We start from the raw sequence: 17,240 nt of genomic DNA on the forward strand, positions 1-17,240 counted from the left end.
TAATCAGCGCAAAAACATAGATGTTCCTGATTAGGGCGCTCCTGATGACACAAACCATGCGTTTTGAGGCCATTGCACAGCACAGTCTGCGGTGGGCTGGCTGAAAGCCCCGTCCGTATTGGGATTGCGGGAATCAAGCCCGCAGGTCGATCAACACACTCTTGAAACGCAGGTTTGCCTCATACGCCTGGCGGCCAAGGTCCTTGCCGATGCCCGAGCGCTTGTAACCGCCTGTGGGGATCATGAAGTCGGAACTGCGGCCGTAGCGGTTGACCCACACCGTCCCCGCTTCGAGGCCGCGCACCAGGCGCAGCGCGCGGCCAAGGTCGGCGGTATGCACGCCAGCGGCGAGGCCATACTCAGGGTGCTGTGCAAGCGCGAGCGCTTCTTCTTCGGTGTCGAAGGTCTGCAACGTCAGGACAGGGCCGAAGACTTCTTCGCGCACGGCTTCGGAGTGGGCGGTAACGTCCGTGAGCAGCGTCGGTGTATAGAACGCACCGCCCGACGCACCCGACGCCCCGCAGTCAGCCCGCACACCGCCATAGCGCAGCGTAGCGCCCGCATCCAGCGTTCGACCCACGATCCCTTCAATGCGCGCCGCCTGGGGTGCGGAGATGATCGGCGACAAGGTGGTGCCGGCGGCCCATGTCGCGCCGGGTTTCAACTCGGCAAAGACCTTGCCGATGCGCTCGGCCAGAGGCTCCGCCAGGCTTCGCTCGACCAGCAGCCGCGAGCCCGCGATACACACCTGGCCCGCATTACCGGTGATGGCGCCGGCGATCCGGCGTGCCACATCGTCGAGACGCGGGGCGTCGGCGAACACGATTTGCGGACTCTTGCCGCCTAATTCCAGCGTGACCGGCTTGGTGCCGCTATGGGCGCAGGCGGCCATGATCGCGGCTCCCGTGCGCGTGGAGCCGGTGAAGGTGACCTTGCTGATCTTCGGATGGCGCACCAGCTCGTCGCCGGTGACGCGGCCGTCGCCCTGGACCACGTTGAAGATGCCGGCCGGCACGCCCGCCTGCACGGCCAGTTCGGCAAGCCGCAACACCGAGAACGGTGTCATCTCGGACGGCTTCAGCACCACCGCGTTGCCCGCCGCCAGTGCGGGCGCGATCTTCCACGACGCCATCACGAGCGGGAAATTCCATGGCGCGATTGCGCCAATCACGCCGTACGGTTCGGCGATCGTCATGCCAAGATGGTCATGATCGGTCGCCGCCACGTCGCCGCCGAGCTTGTCAGCGAACTCGGCGTAGAAGCGGATGCCTTCGGCGGTGAACGGTACGTCCCAGCCAATTGCCTGAGCAATCGGACGGGTCGAACCGAGCGCTTCCAGCCGGCCCAAAAACGGCGCATCGGCTTCGACCAGCTCGGCGAAGCGGCGCAGGATTTTCGCGCGCTCACGCGGTGCCATACGGCCCCAGCCGCTCGCTCTGAAAGCCTGCCACGCGTTCTCCACCGCGCGGTCGACCATGTCGGCATCGGCGAGGGGCACAGAGGCGTAGATCACGCCGTCCGAGGGGCGCGCCACTTCGATGCGGCGCTCGCCGCTGCGCACGTCGGCGTCCACATACTCGCCGCCGATGAAATGCCCGCTGCGAACCGCAACGTCGTCCGGATTGAAGCTGTCCATGAGAAAAGTTTCCTGTGTGACTGGCTATGAGTCCCGGGCGGTGCGTCTTAACCTTGCCGCCGCCATGACAAAATCGTAGAGCCGCGGGCGTGGCATATGTCGCCGACAAAAATCCCCGCGCAGCAGAACACGCGTGTAGTGAGCGATCAAACTGGGCGTTTTGCATCGATTTGCGATGCGACCCTGTCGAGCGCCCCGGATAAAAAGATCGTCCTAGTCACACCGCGCACCGGATGACACAGTGACGGCGTAAGCCTTCAGCCATTCAGGGAGTACGGCGTGTCCGATTCGATTACCTACAGACGCTTCACCCACGACGACATCGCCGCCGCGCACGCGCTGACGGTCGAACTCAAATGGCCGCACCGCGCGGACGACTGGCGATTCGTGGCGCTTCTGGGCGTGGGTTTCGTCGCGGAAGATGCGAGCGGCGTGATCGGCACGGCGTTGTGCTGGAAATACGGCGCCGACCGGGCCTCGCTCGGGATGGTGATCGTCTCCCCCGAGCAGCAAGGGCGCGGCATCGGCAGGAAGCTGATGGATCTGGTGCTGGAGGAACTCGGCGGCCGGGTCACGTTTTTACACGCCACCACCGCCGGTCAGCCTCTCTATGAAAAGCTCGGCTTTCGCGCGGTGGGCTCGCTCGACCAGCATCAAGGCGCGGCGTTCCAGCCGCCGCTTGTTTCCTTGCCGCCGGGGGAACGCCTGCGCCCGCTCGGGTCGAGCGATACGGCTCGGCTGGTCGAACTGGCGTCGCAGGCAAGCGGTCTGGACCGCGGCGAAGTTTTGCCCGCACTATTGAGCGCCGCCGATGGCATCGCGCTCGATCGCGATGGCGAACTGATCGGCTTCGCGTTGTTTCGCCGCTTCGGACGGGGCTTCGCGATTGGACCCGTGGTCGCCCCCGCGTCGGACGATTCGAGCCGCGCCAAGGCGTTGATCAACCACTGGCTGGCGCTCAACGAAGGCGTGTTCGTGCGTATCGACACGCCGGGCGAGAGCGGACTGACCGAATGGCTGACGCAGTTGGGGCTGCCGCGGGTGGATACCGTCGTCAAAATGGTTCGGCACGCCACGCCGGCTGATCTTGCGGGTACGGGCAACGCAGCGGGCAAGGACGCGCCCTATCTGCAGTACGGCATCATCAACCAGGCGATCTGCTGATCCATCATGGCCTTTCTTTATAAAGCCGACCCGGCGCGCGGCGCGCAATGGGCGAAACTCTTCGCGCAGAAAGCACCCGACCTGCCGTTCCACATCTGGCCCGATCTCGGCGACCCGGCCGCGATCCGCTACCTCGCCGCCTGGCAACCGCCTGAAGATCCCACCCGCACCTTCCCCAATCTCGAAGTCGTGTTCTCCGTCGGTGCGGGCATCGATCAGTTCGATCTGTCGGGCGTGCCGGCCCATGTGCCGGTGGTACGGATGATCGAACCGGGCATTATTGAAGGCATGGTCGAGTACGTCACGCAAGCCGTGCTGACAATCCATCGCGACCTGTTCGACTATGGACTTCAGCAACACCAGCAGGTCTGGCGTGAACTGCCGCTCAAGCCGGCCAGCGAACGGCGCATTGGCGTGTTGGGGCTCGGCGTGCTCGGCACCGCGGTGCTGGAGAAGCTGCGGTTATTCGGCTTCGCCTGCGCGGGCTGGAGCCGTTCGCCGCGTGAGATCCAGGGTGTCGATTGCTATGCAGGCGAAAGCGCCCTGGATCAGTTTCTCGCTCGCACCGACATCCTGATCTGCCTGTTGCCACTCACGCCCGCCACACGCGGCCTGCTCAATGCTGAGTTATTCGCCAAGCTGCCGCGCGGCGCGTCGCTGATTCAAACGGGGCGCGGCCCGCATCTGAATCAGCAAGATCTGCTCGCAGCGCTGGATAGCGACCAGTTGCACAACGCTATTCTCGACGTCACCGATCCCGAGCCGCTGCCCGCCGGTCATCCGTTGTGGACGCATCCACGTGTGCGCATCACGCCCCATATCGCCAGTGCGACGCGCCCCGAGAGCGCCGTCGACGTGGTGCTCGAGAATCTGCGCCGCCATCGCGAAGGCCTGCCGATGCTCGGTCAGATTGACCGGACCCAGGGATATTGAGCACGGAGCGGACTGGAACGCCCGCCCGACACGGCTTTTCAGCGTCCGCAGCAGAAAATGCTAAGGCCACGCATCAAAACGCGTCGGGCGCGCTTTTCAGGCAATTGTTTAGGTGAGCAGGTGATCGTCGTGGGTCAGTAGTATGGAACGGTCAACAGCCCTTTCCCGCGACGAGAACCCATCATGCCGATTCATTCGCTCATCGAAGCCGACCGCAAGCATCTGATTCACCCGGTCATCAATTACCGCGCGCACGAAGCCCGCGGCGTCACCATCCTCGAGTCGGCCAGCGGCGCGTTCCTGCGCGACGCGGCCGGCAACGAACTGCTCGACGCCTTCTCTGGCCTCTGGTGCGTGAATGTGGGCTACGGCCAGCAAAGCATCGTCGATGTCGCCACCGAGCAGATGAAGAAACTGCCCTACGCAACCGGCTATTTTCATTTCGGCTCGGCCCCGGCGATCGAATTGGCGCAAAAGCTGGTCGAGGTATCGCCCGCGTCGCTGCAACACGTGTATTTCACGCTCGGCGGTTCCGATGCAGTCGATTCGGCCATTCGTTTCATCACGCACTACTTCAACGCAACCGGGCGGCCGTCGAAGAAACACATCATCGCACTGCAACGCGGCTACCACGGCTCGTCGACCATGGGCGCGGGGCTCACCGCCTTGCCCGCGTTCCACCGCAATTTCGATCTGCCGCTGCCGAACCAGCATCATCTGCCATCGCCGTATGCATACCGCAACGATTTCGCCGATGACGCCGCATTGATCGCCGCCTCGGTGGCCGCGCTCGAAGCAAAGGTGGCCGAACTCGGCGCGGACAACGTCGCAGCCTTTTTCTGCGAACCGATCCAGGGCTCGGGCGGCGTGATCGTGCCGCCGGTCGGCTGGTTGAAAGCGATGCGCGAAAGCTGCCGCAAGCTCGGTATTCTGTTCGTCGCCGACGAAGTCATCACCGGTTTTGGGCGCACGGGTCCGTTGTTCGCCTGCCAGGGCGAAAACGTCGAACCGGATCTGATGACGGTGGCAAAGGGTTTGACCGCCGGCTATGCGCCGATGGGCGCCGTGCTGATGTCTGACGAAATCTATCAAGGCATTGCCGATGGCGACACCGAAGCGGTCGTCGGCCACGGCCATACGTATTCGGCGCACCCGGTCAGCGCGGCGATCGGTCTCGAAGTGCTGCGCCTCTATCACGAAGGCGGCCTGCTCGCGAACGGCGTCGCACGCGGCCCGCGTTTCGCCCGCGGCCTCGACGCGCTGCTCGCGCATCCGCTCGTGGGCGACTCGCGCCATCGTGGCCTGCTCGGCGCGCTCGAACTGGTATCGGACAAAGACAGCAAGGCAGGCTTCGATCCCGCGCTGAAACTGTCCGAACGGATCGCCGCGGCCGCGTATGAAAACCGTCTGATCTTCCGCGCGTTCGGCGATAACATTCTCGGCTTTGCGCCCGCGCTTTCGTACACGGAGGCCGAGTTCGATCTGATGTTCGAGCGCCTTGAAAAAACCCTCGACGACGTTCTCGGAGAAGCCGATGTCCGGGCCGCCCTGAAGGTCAAAATTCATGCCACCGCGTGCTAGAGTAGAGGACCGTTCGAGACCCTTTCACCGATCGCCGGAGCGATAACGTTACGATGAGCAGCGACAGCAAGCTAGACCGGATTGACCTGCGCATACTTTCACAGTTGCAGAAGAAAGGCCGCATAACCAACGTCGAGCTTGCCGACGCGGTCGGCCTTTCGCCCAGTCCTTGCCTTATCCGCGTCAAGCGTCTGGAGAAGGCCGGCTACATCATCGGCTACGGCGCGCAGATCCAGCTCGAAAAGCTCGGCGACGTGCAGATCGTCTTCACGGAAGTCACACTCGCCGATCATCGGCGGGAAGACTTCATCAAGTTCGTGAATGCGATCAAAGATGTCGACGAGATCGTCGAGTGCCATCTGGCGAGCGGCGGCTATGACTATCTGCTGAAGTTCGTCACGCGCAGCGTGAGCCACTATCAAAGCATCGTCGAGGGCCTGCTGGAGCGCGATATCGGCATCGAGAAATACTTCAGCTACGTGATCATCAAGTCGCCGTTCGTGAAGAGCCACTATCCGCTTGAGACGCTGTTCTCGCAGAATCACAACTAGTCCAACAGCCCGGCACGGGCACCCCGCCAATGTCCGTTATGGATAATCGCTGAAGCGGGATACCGGTTCGCTTTCCGTGGTCGCCGGTGTATAGCCCGGCACATTCGCGCGAAACTGATTGAGCAGGCCGTTATCGACCTGCGAAAAACCTTTGAGCTGGAGTTGCATGAGCACGCGCGTGCCGGTGCTGGGCGACGTGGTCGAGGTGGCGTTGGTGTATTTCTCGAACGCCACGCCAAGCGACCAGCAATCCGCATCGTACTGAAGTCCCAGCAAGCCGGCGATCAGCCGATGCGTGCTCATGTCGTAATTGACCCGCGCGACACTGACAACGTTGTGCGATAGCGGCCATTGCTCGGACACGATGAACTGATTGACCGGTTGATAGTCGAGCGTGCTGTTGGCGCGCGTGTAGCGGTACGCGACATTCAGCACCTCCCGTGAGGCTGGCGACCAGCCAAAACCGATTTCCGCATTCGTCAGATAGTGGTTGGCCTGACTGTACTCCACGGCCTGTTCCGCTGAAAAACCCGGACCCAGCTTATACGACGCGCCGCCAATTACACTCGTGCGCGCAACGGTGCCGATTGCATCGCCGGGGTTGAGGGTCACCTGTGGCGTGCGAAAGTCGTACTGCTCCGCAAGGACGAAACGGGCCCGTTCGTCACCGCTCGAGGGATCGATGAAGCGCGTCGTCAGGGCCGCCGTGAGGCGGCTGGCATCGGACACCCGGTCATTGCCGACGAAGCTGTTAGGCATGAACAGTTCCGTTAGCCCGAAATCGGCCGTCGCCGTATCGAACAAAGGCGCGAACGACTGGTTGCGGTAAGGCGTGTACACATAGAACAACCGCGGTTCGAGCGTCTGGATATACGATTGCCCGAAGAGCCGAACGCTGCGTTCGAAGCGCATGCCCGAATCGAGGCTGAAGGTCGGCACGTTGACGTCGAACGTCTTCGGCTGCCCGGCAGGCGCATCCGATCCGATCGTCGTAAGGTCGTACGCGGCGAAATGCCAGGCGAGCTTCGGCGTGATGAACCAGCCGGGTCGCTCGATCGGATAGCTGACGTAAGGGTTGAAAACGAAGCGGCTGCCTTGCGTCGCATCGGCCGACGAGATCGTGAAGCGTGTCGCATCCGCTTCGGCGCCAAAGTCGAAGCCTCCCACGTTGTAGCGCGCGTAATGAACATTGACCTGCGGTTCGCGGTTATAGGTCGAGTCGCTCGTAAAAGCTTGCCAACGTTGCTCGCGAGCCAGCACGCTCCACGGTCCGTTTGTGTAAGTCAGACCCGCTTCCTGCTGATACAGCGTGGTGGAACCCGTCGGAAACGCGACACCCGATGCAAGGTCGGTCACCACCGTCGAGTCCGACACCCGGTTGTAGTTGACGTAGGCGCCAAAGCCCGAGCCGATGTTCCAGGTCTGATTCAGCGCAATCGAATAACGGTCGGTTTTGGTGATCTCATCGTGTGGCAGCCACGCGACCGAGATAGACCCTGAATCGTTCGGCTGCAGGTAGCGGTAGTCTGCCGTCAACATCTCGCCTCGTTTCGACATGATGCGAGGCGTCAGGGTGAGATCGTAGTTCGGCGCGAGGTTGAAGTAATACGGTAACGCGACGTCGACACCGTTGGTCGAACTGATCGAGAACGTAGGCGGCAGGAACCCGCTGCGCCGCGCGCCGGACAACGGAAACGATAGCCACGGACTCGCCAGCAGCGGCACGCCCTGGAAAAACAGCACGCCGTTGTGTGCGATCCCTTCGTCGTTGCCGGTATCCATGTCGAACTCGGAGGCCTTCAGATACCACGCGGGGTCCGACTCGCATTGGCAGGTGCTATACGTACCGTGATGAACGACCGTGCGCTCGTTATCGATCAGATCCGCCCGTTGAGCGCTACCCCACCCGCCCGTCAGATGAAACCGGTACTTGGGCACGCTGATAGTGCCTTCATTCGCTTCGACGTAAAAATGCGCGTCCGGGCCATTGAACACATTACCGTCGTCGACCAGTTGCACCTGCCCATAAGCATCTGCCTTATCGGTATCGACGTCGTAATGCAGCGCGTCGCCTTTAATGATCGACGCGTAACGCCGCAGTTGCGCGTGGCCCTTCAGAGAAACGTCCGTGCCAGTCGTGGCGGTTACCGAATCAGCGATCACCGAAGTAACGGGCTTGTCGCCCGCTCGTAAGGGATGTTCCGTCAGTTGCGGATCAAGCCGCAAGCTCCAGACGCCGTCGAGCGGTTCCGGGACCGCAGACGCGCCGACCAGTTGCGCATATCCGGCAAGCGGCACGCATCCGGCCGTACTCAGCATGAACGAAACGAGAGGCCTTAAGCGTAGGCATCGAAATACACCGCGTAGTATCAAAACAGATAAGGATCGGAAAGGATGACAGACGCGTCAAGGCGAACAGAAGCCCGGGCTGGCGTCAGGATGAACAGCCGCGAATGCGCGCGGCGCTATTGAAGCGTGACCTCGTTGGAGCGCGAATCCGCCACGCCTGCCGCGCCCGCTGCGCCACCCAATGCCTGCAGCAGATACGGAATCTGCTCTGCCGGCAAAGAAAACGACAGCCCCGCGCTACTGGATAAACGGAACCGGATCACGACCATTCCCATGCCGTTCAGTCTGCCGACTTCCCAGCCCTGGCAGTGCAGCGCGAAGCCCATCTCCTGATTGTTATGAATCACGCGGTCGGCGTGCTCGATTGCATTCGGAAGCGCCACCAGCAGGTCATTGAGCACCGAACGGTGAAGCGCTGCCGTGGGTTGATTGCCGTGTATCAGCAGATATTGACCGTCCGCCGTCAACTGCATATCCGTGATCGAATTCAGCAGGAAGGTTGATGGATCAGACACGGCGCACCCCCTCCTGCGTGCTCGCAGAGCGGTCCACCGCCCTGCCCTGTGTTGCGCCCACCGTGCCGCCGGGCACGTCGCGCAGCGTGCGCATCGACGCCATCGCCAGACGTATTGAAAAGATCGGCGATGAGCTAACGCGTAAGACAGCCGAAAGAACCGCCGGTGAAAGAAACTCGATCATGATCAGTTCTCCAAATGGTGCTACGAACGTAGCGGAAGTCGACCATTTGACGATATCAGCGCAAGCACGGCGCCAGGTTACGCGCGCACTACGCTTCCTTCGGATCTGTAACGCATTATTTCGACGCTCGACCTGTCATTCGCGCCAGTCCAAGCAGCTGGCGCGCTGCGCCCATTAGTGTCCCTAATGAGCGGAAAGTTTTCAGTAACGGCGAGCAGGGAAGCACGCTCCTATACTTCGCGCTTTCCAGAGCCATGGAACGTCGTTTCGAATGCATCGCTCGCTGTCGAGCGTTCTTGTTTGCGCTTCACGCGCTGCATCAGGACAGAACCCCAAGATGAATCTTCAAGCTTTAACGAGCCGTATCGCGGGCGCGCTCTCGCTCGCCGGCATCACGCTGACAGCCGGGTCGGCCAACGCGACGCAGCCGTTCGTCGTGCAAGATATCCGGATCGAGGGACTCAAACGCATTGAACCCGGCACCCTGTTTGCCTATCTTCCTATCAAGCAAGGCGGCGTGTTTAACGACGACAAGGCTTCGGAAGCCATTCGCGCGCTCTACGCCACGGGCTTCTTCACTGACTTCAAGATCTCGAGTGAAGGCAACGTCGTCATCGTTCAGGTTCAGGAACGTCCGGCGGTGGGCACGATCGACTTCGCCGGCATTCATGAGTTCGACAAGGACAACCTGACCAAGGCACTGAATTCGGTCGGGCTGTCGCAAGGCCGCTACTACGACAAGGCGCTGGTCGACAAAGCCGAGCAGGAGTTAAAGCGCCAGTACCTGACGCGCGGATACTACGCCGCCGAAGTCACCACCACGATCACGCCGATCGACCGCAACCGGGTAGCGGTGCTGTTCTCGGTCACGGAAGGCCCGAGTGCGAAGATCCGCCAGATCAACTTCATCGGCAACCGCGTATTCAGCACGGACACGTTACGCGACGAAATGGAGATGTCCACGCCGAACTGGTTCTCGTGGTACACGAAGAACGACCTGTATGCGAAAGACAAGCTGACCGGGGACCTGGAGCACATTCGCTCGTACTACCTGAACCGGGGCTATCTGGAGTTCAACATCGAGTCGACCCAGGTATCGCTTACGCCGGACAAGAAGGAGATGTACCTGACGGTCACGCTGCATGAAGGCGAGCCGTACACGATCTCGTCGATCAAGCTCGCAGGCAACCTGCTCGATCGCGAGCCTGAGCTGGCACAGCTGATCAAAATCAAACCGGGCGAGCGTTTCTCCGCTGAAAAGCTACAAGCGACCACCAAGGCGATCGTCGACAAGCTCGGCGAGTACGGCTATGCGTTCGCCACCGTCAACGCGCAGCCGAAGATCGATCAGGAACATCACACGGTGGACCTGACGCTGCAAGTGGACCCGAGCCGCCGCGTGTACGTGCGTCACATCAACGTGGTCGGCAACACGCGCACGCGTGATGAAGTGGTGCGCCGCGAAATGCGGCAGCTTGAAAGCTCGTGGTTCGATTCGAACCGCCTCGCGCTGTCGAAAGATCGGGTCAACCGTCTCGGCTACTTTACCGATGTCGACGTCACCACGGTGCCGGTAGAAGGTTCGCCCGATCAGGTGGACGTCGACGTCAAGGTGACCGAAAAACCGACCGGCGCGATTACGTTGGGCGCGGGCTACTCGTCGACGGATAAGGTCGTGCTCTCCGCGGGCGTGTCACAGGACAACGTGTTCGGCTCGGGCACCAGCCTCGCCTTGAACGTGAACACCGCGAAGACCTACCGCACGCTGACGGTGACGCAAACCGATCCGTACTTCACGGTAGACGGTATCAAACGGATCACCGACGTCTACTACCGCACCACCTACCCCCTCTATAACTACACCGATACGAGTTTCAGGATCCTCACTATCGGTGCCGACCTGAAATTCGGCATTCCGTTCTCCGAAGCCGACACCGTTTATTTCGGTGTCGGTCTCGAACAGAACCGGCTAACGACTGATTCCTTGACACCTCAGAGCTACCTGGACTATGTGGCGGAGTTCGGCCACGTGGTGAACAACGTGCCGCTCACCACAGGCTGGGCCCGGGACGATCGCGACAGTGCGTTGGTGCCTAGCCGGGGCTATTTCCTGCAAGGCAATGGCGAAGTGGGCACACCGCTGGGCGGCACCGAGTACTACAAGGCGGACGTTCAGGCGCAGTATTACTATTCATTCGCGCGCGGTTTCATTCTCGGCCTGAATCTTCAAGGCGGCTATGGCAACGGCTTTGCCGAAAAGGCGTATCCGATCTTCAAGAACTATTACGCGGGCGGTATCGGCTCGGTACGCGGCTACGAAGCCGGTTCGCTCGGTCCGACCGACAAGACGACCGGCGACCCGATCGGCGGCTCGCGCATGGTCGTGGCCAATGTCGAGATGACGTTCCCGCTGCCGGGCACTGGGTGGGACCGCACGCTGCGTGTGTTTACCTTCATGGATGCAGGCAACGTCTGGGGCGACGAAGGAAACAGCACGGGCGCCAACGGATTGCGCTACAGCTACGGCGCGGGTCTCGAATGGATTTCGCCGATCGGCCCGCTCAAGCTATCGGTTGGCTTCCCGTTGGTGAGACACGCTACCGACAAGTACCAGGTATTCCAGTTTCAGATCGGCACGTCGTTCTGATCAGGACCAACGCCCGCGGTCGTTGCATGAGGACCGCGGGCATCGCAGGCATCATTGCATAGAGTTTTCAGTCGCGCCCAGACACCCCACCTCACCGGCCTGAATGGGTTAGCCGCCCGTTCAAAGCTCAGCGTCTTGGCCTCCCGGTCCGACTTCACAAAGTCTCCTCAATTTCGCCATTGTTGCTCCGACTTTAGTGCCTATCATTCGCTCATCGTCAAAGCGACCGTATACGGTCCGCTGTTGAGCTCGATAGGTCGGCCCATAGCAGCAGATGGTTGAAATGGCTGAACGTGAACATCGCACGGACTGCAACCGTCGATTCCGGTTGGGAGGTAACGCAGATTGATGACTATCAACCTTCTTGTGGTCGAGCCGGATCAATCAATCCGGGATCAGTTGCGCTTTCACCTGCATAAGAACCAGATCGCGCTCTCAGTCCTGTATAGCGCGGCTCAGCTTGTCAGCCGGGTGGAACTGGAGTGTCCGTCCGCGATTCTATTGCGCGCCGAGTCGCCGATGGTCGAAGCGCGAGAGGCGCTCCGGCAACTGCGGTTAGCGGGCTACGACATGCCCATCTTCGTACACAGCACCTCCGACGAGATCGTCGACAAAATCGTCGCTTTCGAATTGGGTGCGGACGACTATATCGTCGACCCAGTCGACCCGTACGAATTGACCGCCAGGATCAAGCGCGCCGTGCAACGCGGCAACCGGACGCTTTGCGACGCGCCCGAAATTCGTGAGAAGGTGTCGTTCGGCAGTTACCAGATCGACTTTGCTACGCGACGTCTGCTCAAAAACGGCTGCGAAATCTCGCTGCGATCCGGCGAGTTTGCCTTACTCAAGCTGTTCGCCAGCAACCCGATGCGGATATTGACGCGTTCTATGGTCAACAGCCAGCTAGGGAGGGCGGAGAGCCAGAAGGCCAGTCTCGATGTTGCGGTTTACCGCTTGCGCGGCGTGATAGAGACAGATCCATCCGCCCCTAGGTTTATTCAGACGCTGCGCGGACGAGGCTATATGTTCGTCCCATCGCCAGAGTCGCCACCCTCACATGGGTCGCGCGAAGGTGCGAATTTTGTCGGGCACAGGGTGTTTGGCGAACGAGGCACCGGATTCGCATGACGCCCGGACCGATATGAAGAACCGCGATACAGCGCTATTTCCGACCTTCCGCCACCGCTAGTTGCATGATCGGCAACGTCATCGCGGCGTCGATCACGTCGATATAGTCGACATAATCCGTGTACAGGCCGCTCGTTACTGCCAGCAGACCACCGAATCCGTAGTGGAAATCCGCCGCAACAATGGGCCTGAACCCCGAGGCATAGTGGGCCCGTGACACGCACCCACTCAGGTCATCCGCGACGCCCGAGGGACCGCTGCCATGGCCGGCTGCGAAAGCATTGATGCTCTCCAGGCGCAAACCATGGCGGATCGCAGGACAACAGATCGATGCCACGACCAGAACGAGTATGAGGATGCGCATAGGGAGATGCTCAAAGTTGATCTTGCAATTCAGACAGCCATAGGATACCGAAGTTTTTTTGGCTGAATTACCACCTCTTTCTGCTGGACCGGCACATTCTCGGCGACGAGGTTCGGCAGCGCTCAGGCGCGCCGCAGACGCACGCGGCCCGCAGGCGCAGCGGGGTCGTCCGTCAGGGTGTGACGCTGGCCGTCGCGATGCATACGCACACGCTCCCTGATCTCGGCCACGGTCGCGGCGCCTCGCACGGCAATGCAAGAGTACTCACCATGGCGGTTGATCCACTCGACGATCCGGTAGCACTCGCCCCACAGTTGCATGAACGGCGCAGAAACGCGGCAGCCGCGTATCTTGACGACGTCCGCAACCGGTGCTGCGCGAACGCCGCTTTCAGCCTTGCCGCGCGCTGTGGCAGCGGTGACTGTCTTTCGGCCGGGCCGGAAACCGCGCGACTCGGCACGGCTCACAGGTGAGGAGACTTGCATGAAATTGCTCCACTGACGGAACTAACGACCGAATATGGCCTCTTTGTCAGGCCACCGTAAAAATGCCAAACCATCATATCCAGACAACGCGCAGACACAACGAAGAAAGGATGGAGAAGTTGTGGAGATTCGGTGGCAACTGTGGATTGACGTCGCATTCATCTAGAATTCAGCCATGCAAAGTGAAACCATCCGCGTTCGTCCAGGCCGTCCTTTCGGAACCCTTCTCTCTCGCGCGCGGCCGCAGCAGCGAATGAAGATGCGCTTTGGCATCACCTGGAAAATGTTCCTCGCGGTACTCATCGCTTGCCTGGCGATTTCCTTAACAATGGGTTACGCCTTGCGCGTGAGCTTTGAAAACGGTTTCCTGCACTACGTTCGCGAGCGCAACGCGGGGCGCATCAAAGCCGTCATGGCGAAGGTCACGAGCGAATACGCCGCTCACGGCAACTGGAATTTCCTGCGGCAACATCCTGATGCATGGCTCGCGCTGCTGGACGGCGCCGCCCACGACGCCCTGCGCGAAGAACTCGCCACAGCGCAGTTGGGCAAGCTGCCGGGCTGGCGAACCTTTCCCGGAAGCGGCAGTGTTCAGCAACTGCTCGGGCCGCTCTCGGGCCCGTCTGAAGGACCGCACTGGGGCATGCGCCTTCCGCCGGCGCCGCCGCGCAATCCCGACATCACGATGGAGCGTGACCGTGTGTCCGCAAGCGGTGTCGTGGGCGGCGAAGGGAGTTATGACCGGGCGCCCATACCGCCTTCGCAAGACAGCGTGATCCGCGACACGCCGCCCGAGGGCCCGCCCGTCACGCTCTACGACGCCAGCCACGAACTCGTGGCGAGCACCGGCCGGCCGCCGCCACCCGGCAGCACGATGAGACCGGTGGTCTACAGCGGCAAGGTCGTGGGCTGGCTCTCCGTGAACGGGCCCGACACGCTTTCGGACGCTGCCGACATCGCCTTCCAGGCCCAGCAGAAGCGCTCGACGTGGGAGATCGCGGGCGTGGCGGTCGTGCTTGCGGCGCTCGTCGCGCTGATACTTGCGCGCATCGTTCTCGCCCCGGTCAAGCGTTTGATGAACGCGACCCACCGCCTGGCTGGCGGCGACTACACGACACGGGTGCCGGCCGGTAGACGCGACGAGCTTGGCCGCCTCGCGGGTGACTTCAACGTGCTGGCCGATTCGCTACAAAAGGCCGAGCGCTCCCGGCGCGATTTCATTGCGGATATTTCACACGAGCTGCGCACGCCACTCGCCGTGCTGCGCGGCGAGCTGGAAGCCATTGAAGACGGTGTGCATGTGTTCAGCCGCGATTCGCTCACTTCACTGCAAACCGAAGTGAACATGCTCAACAAGCTCATCGAGGACTTATACGAGCTTTCTCTGAGCGATGTCGGCGCACTCAGCTACCGCAAGACGCCGACCCATGTCGGGCAATTGGCGCGGGCTTCGATCGAGGCCATGCGGGAGTCGTTCAAGGCGAAACGGATTGAGCTCGACCTGACCTGCATGCCGGCAATCGCCAACACGACTTTCGCCGTCGACCCCGCGCGTTTCGTCCAGTTGCTGAAAAACCTGCTGCAAAATTCTTTGCGCTATACCGATCCGGACGGCCACGTGCGCGTGTCGCTTTCGCAGAGCGCCAACGGTTGGCAACTTGACGTGCAGGATTCGCTGCCCGGTGTGCCCGAGGCCGCGCTCGGCCATCTGTTCGACCGTTTCTATCGCGTGGACGAATCACGCCGCCGTCAGAACGGTGGCGCGGGGCTCGGCCTCTCGCTGTGCCACGCCATTGTGACGGCGCATGGCGGCACGATCGACGCCCAGGCCTCGCCACTCGGCGGCGTCTGGATTACGGCCCGCTTTCCGCCGGAAGGAGACTGACCTCATGACCGAAGGGCGCCCTTCGCACATCCTGATCGTCGAGGATGAACCCAAGCTCGCCGCCGTGCTCGAAGCATATTTGCACCTCGAGGGCTTCGCCACCACGATCCTCGACGACGGCCATCAGGTGATGCCATTCATTCGCGCAACGCCGCCGGCGCTGATGCTGCTCGACCTCATGTTGCCCGGGCGCAGCGGTATGGATATCTGCCGGGAGCTACGGCAATCGTCGGCGTTGCCCGTCATTATCCTGACCGCGCGCATCGATGAAATCGACCGTCTGCTGGGTCTCGAGATCGGTGCCGACGACTACGTCTGCAAACCGTTCAGCCCGCGTGAAGTGGTTGCGCGCGTCAAGGCGATTCTGCGCCGTGCAACGCCTGCCGCAGCCACGTCGGCTGCGGACGGTTTGCCACAGGCGCCACGCGGTCTCGAAGTCGACGAGCAGTTTCATCATGCCTTACTCGACGGCAAGGAACTCAAACTCACGCCGCTTGAATTACGGCTCCTCGTGCTGCTGATGAAATCGCCGGGACGCATTTTTCCGCGCGACTACCTGCTGAATCATCTCTACGCGGATCACCGGGTGGTCACCGACCGAACCATCGACAGCCATATCAAGAACCTGCGCCGCAAGCTGCAGGGCGCACGGCCGGACAGCGAGCCTATCGGGTCCGTGTACGGCGTGGGTTACCGGCTGGAAATCTGATCGCTATGATCCGGTGCCTCATTGCTGTCCTCATCGGGCGCTAACCCGGTTCGAATTCAGCTCGCCTGGCCCACACCCATTGTGTCAGGCGGCGGGCTCCATTGCGCGAATTCCTCGCTCAGAAAGTCGACGCACACCCGTACCTTCGCCGACTGCGCGAGCCGCGCCGGGTACACGGCCCACAGGTTCGCCGGTTGCGTGACATCCGGTAGAACCTGCTGCAACTGGCCGCTGTCGAGCAGCGGCCGCACGTCCCACATCGAGCGCAACACGATTCCACGTCCCGCCAACGCCCATTGCACCGCCACCTCACCGTGATTGGTCGATAACGGTCCCGTCACCTTGATTGATACCGCTTCGCCGCGCACGGTCAAACGCCACAGACCGAATGGATGGTCGCGCTCCTTGATCGCGAGACACGCGTGCGACGACAGGTCGGCGACTTGCCGCGGCGTGCCGTGCCGGGCGAGATAGCCGGGCGACGCGCACAGCACGCGATGATTCGACGCGAGCCGTTTGGCAATCAGATGCGGTGCGATCTCGTCGCCGATCCGGATATCGAGGTCGAAGCCTTCGCCGCCTACGTCGACGAGACGGTCGAACAGATCGAGCCGCACGCTCAGTTGCGGATACCGCTCCGAAAACCGGGCCAACGCGGGCGCCACGAAACGGCGGCCAAAGCCGAAGCTGCTGGAGATGCGCAACTTGCCGCCGGGAATGCGGCGCGTGGTGGAGACGTCTTCCACGAGTTGGTCGACGTCGTCGAGAATTTTTTCGGCCCAGGTGTAGACCCGTTCCCCGGCCTCAGTAATCGCGACGCGCCGTGTGGAACGGTGCAATAAACGCGTACCGAGCGTAGTCTCGAGCACATTGATGCGTTTGCTGACGTACGCCGCGGACACTGAGAGCGCCTCCGCCGCCGCGCTGAAGCTCGATTTGCGCGCCACTTCACAAAACACGCGCAAATCGCCGAGATCGGGTGACGGGACGGTATTCATAGGTCGCTTAATCGCACATGAGTTTGTACACGAATCGTGCACAGTGGCTTAACTAAAGCGACCATTTTAGGCTCAAACAGCAGGAATAAAATAACCGCTATCGAAACATCA

At 61.5% G+C, this 17,240-nt stretch carries 15 protein-coding genes; 8 read left to right on the plus strand and 7 right to left on the minus strand.

The genetic code is table 11. The features are described from left to right. Nucleotides 1-133 precede the first annotated feature (133 nt). A complete protein-coding gene (locus tag GNZ12_RS21490) occupies nt 134-1,636 on the minus strand; it encodes an aldehyde dehydrogenase family protein (protein WP_172313433.1) in 1,503 nt (500 codons plus the stop codon). 279 nt (nt 1,637-1,915) lie between these two features. On the opposite strand from GNZ12_RS21490, the gene GNZ12_RS21495 reads away from it, so the two are divergent. The 4 genes from GNZ12_RS21495 to GNZ12_RS21510 all read left to right on the plus strand — a co-directional run bounded on the left by GNZ12_RS21495 (nt 1,916) and on the right by GNZ12_RS21510 (nt 5,865). Further along, complete coding sequence (locus GNZ12_RS21495; protein ID WP_172313434.1) at nt 1,916-2,800, plus strand: GNAT family N-acetyltransferase; 885 nt, start codon at nt 1,916-1,918, stop codon at nt 2,798-2,800. 6 nt (nt 2,801-2,806) lie between these two features. Beyond that, nucleotides 2,807-3,733, plus strand: a complete 927-nt coding sequence (locus GNZ12_RS21500; RefSeq protein WP_172313435.1) for a 2-hydroxyacid dehydrogenase — start codon at nt 2,807-2,809, stop codon at nt 3,731-3,733. A 183-nt stretch (nt 3,734-3,916) separates the two neighbouring features. Continuing rightward, nucleotides 3,917-5,314, plus strand: a complete 1,398-nt coding sequence (locus GNZ12_RS21505) for an aspartate aminotransferase family protein (protein WP_172313436.1) — start codon at nt 3,917-3,919, stop codon at nt 5,312-5,314. A 53-nt stretch (nt 5,315-5,367) separates the two neighbouring features. Further along, nucleotides 5,368-5,865, plus strand: a complete 498-nt coding sequence (locus GNZ12_RS21510) for an Lrp/AsnC family transcriptional regulator (protein WP_120295970.1) — start codon at nt 5,368-5,370, stop codon at nt 5,863-5,865. A gap of 36 nt (nt 5,866-5,901) precedes the next feature. Here GNZ12_RS21510 and GNZ12_RS21515 read toward each other — a convergent pair whose 3' ends face one another. The 3 genes from GNZ12_RS21515 to GNZ12_RS21525 all read right to left on the minus strand — a co-directional run bounded on the left by GNZ12_RS21515 (nt 5,902) and on the right by GNZ12_RS21525 (nt 8,913). Further along, nucleotides 5,902-8,184 (minus strand): LPS-assembly protein LptD, encoded by a 2,283-nt coding sequence (locus GNZ12_RS21515; RefSeq protein WP_172313437.1) that lies wholly within the window; start codon nt 8,182-8,184, stop codon nt 5,902-5,904. 146 nt (nt 8,185-8,330) lie between these two features. Next, nucleotides 8,331-8,729, minus strand: coding sequence for a hypothetical protein (locus GNZ12_RS21520; protein ID WP_172313438.1), 399 nt, complete (start codon nt 8,727-8,729; stop codon nt 8,331-8,333). Beyond that, nucleotides 8,722-8,913, minus strand: coding sequence for a hypothetical protein (locus tag GNZ12_RS21525; protein WP_172313416.1), 192 nt, complete (start codon nt 8,911-8,913; stop codon nt 8,722-8,724). Before GNZ12_RS21525 ends, GNZ12_RS21520 begins: the two co-directional genes overlap by 8 nt. Before the next feature lie 337 nt (nt 8,914-9,250). Here GNZ12_RS21525 and bamA point away from each other — a divergent pair, with 337 nt between their 5' ends. After that, nucleotides 9,251-11,560, plus strand: coding sequence for an outer membrane protein assembly factor BamA (gene bamA, locus GNZ12_RS21530; RefSeq protein WP_172313439.1), 2,310 nt, complete (start codon nt 9,251-9,253; stop codon nt 11,558-11,560). Nucleotides 11,561-11,908: 348 nt separating this feature from the next. Further along, nucleotides 11,909-12,688: a winged helix-turn-helix domain-containing protein gene (locus tag GNZ12_RS21535; RefSeq protein ID WP_172313440.1), complete on the plus strand. Its 780-nt coding sequence runs from the start codon at nt 11,909-11,911 to the stop codon at nt 12,686-12,688. A 34-nt stretch (nt 12,689-12,722) separates the two neighbouring features. Here GNZ12_RS21535 and GNZ12_RS21540 read toward each other — a convergent pair whose 3' ends face one another. Together GNZ12_RS21540 and GNZ12_RS21545 are read right to left on the minus strand one after the other, a co-directional pair. After that, entirely contained in the window at nt 12,723-13,052 is a 330-nt protein-coding gene (locus tag GNZ12_RS21540; RefSeq protein ID WP_172313441.1) for a hypothetical protein, read from the minus strand. A 122-nt stretch (nt 13,053-13,174) separates the two neighbouring features. Beyond that, on the minus strand, nt 13,175-13,537 hold the full coding sequence (locus tag GNZ12_RS21545; protein WP_172313442.1) for a DUF2866 domain-containing protein: 363 nt from the start codon (nt 13,535-13,537) through the stop codon (nt 13,175-13,177). 253 nt (nt 13,538-13,790) lie between these two features. Between GNZ12_RS21545 and GNZ12_RS21550 the strand changes: the two genes are divergently transcribed. Both GNZ12_RS21550 and GNZ12_RS21555 read left to right on the plus strand, forming a co-directional pair. Further along, nucleotides 13,791-15,422, plus strand: coding sequence for an ATP-binding protein (locus tag GNZ12_RS21550; RefSeq protein ID WP_172313443.1), 1,632 nt, complete (start codon nt 13,791-13,793; stop codon nt 15,420-15,422). Nucleotides 15,423-15,426: 4 nt separating this feature from the next. Then, entirely contained in the window at nt 15,427-16,131 is a 705-nt protein-coding gene (locus GNZ12_RS21555) for a response regulator (RefSeq protein WP_172313444.1), read from the plus strand. 56 nt (nt 16,132-16,187) lie between these two features. Here the strand turns inward: GNZ12_RS21555 and GNZ12_RS21560 are convergent, their stop codons facing one another. Further along, on the minus strand, nt 16,188-17,129 hold the full coding sequence (locus tag GNZ12_RS21560) for a LysR substrate-binding domain-containing protein (RefSeq protein WP_172313445.1): 942 nt from the start codon (nt 17,127-17,129) through the stop codon (nt 16,188-16,190). Between the last annotated feature and the right edge of the window lie 111 nt (nt 17,130-17,240).

This window comes from Paraburkholderia solitsugae, from assembly GCF_013177695.1.
Taxonomy (GTDB): Bacteria; Pseudomonadota; Gammaproteobacteria; order Burkholderiales; family Burkholderiaceae; genus Paraburkholderia; species Paraburkholderia solitsugae.